Origin of the sequence: Neisseria sp. P0020.S003, assembly GCF_051957095.1 — a bacterium.
GTDB lineage: Bacteria > Pseudomonadota > Gammaproteobacteria > Burkholderiales > Neisseriaceae > Neisseria > Neisseria subflava.
The window spans coordinates 1-405 of sequence record NZ_JBQCWU010000092.1; the positions used below are offsets into that span (position 1 = coordinate 1).

1 protein-coding gene is annotated in these 405 nt (G+C 49.9%); it reads left to right on the forward strand.

What is annotated here, in order from left to right:
* Window positions 1-56: 56 nt before the first annotated feature.
* The coding region (locus ACTHTQ_RS11480) for a helix-turn-helix domain-containing protein (RefSeq protein WP_440363987.1) at window positions 57-405 on the forward strand (349 nt) is incomplete at its 3' end.

Below are 405 nucleotides of genomic sequence, written 5' to 3' on the forward strand. Positions count from 1 at the left end.
TGAACTGCACCCCAAAAGTTGGACATCCCCTCCAACTCACAAGGTGCAGTTTTTTTATGAGCAAATATACATTACACTTCAAATACCAAGCCGTACTCCACTACCTGCACATACGCAGTCAACAGCGTACCGCAGACCACTACGGCATTTCCCGAACCCACCTGAGACGATGGATACGCGCCTATCAAGAAGGCGGCATCGGCGCACTCGAACATCCCCAATCCAAAACCATGCCCCAACACCGCAAAAATCCCTTCATCGCCGACAAACCCGACCACGAAAAAACACAGGCAGAGCTTATCGAAGAGTTGTGCTATATGCGCGCAAAGGTTGCCTACCTAAAGGAGTTAAAAGCCCTCAGCAAAAAGCGGACCGAAAAGAACAAAGCCAAACCGTCCAAGCACT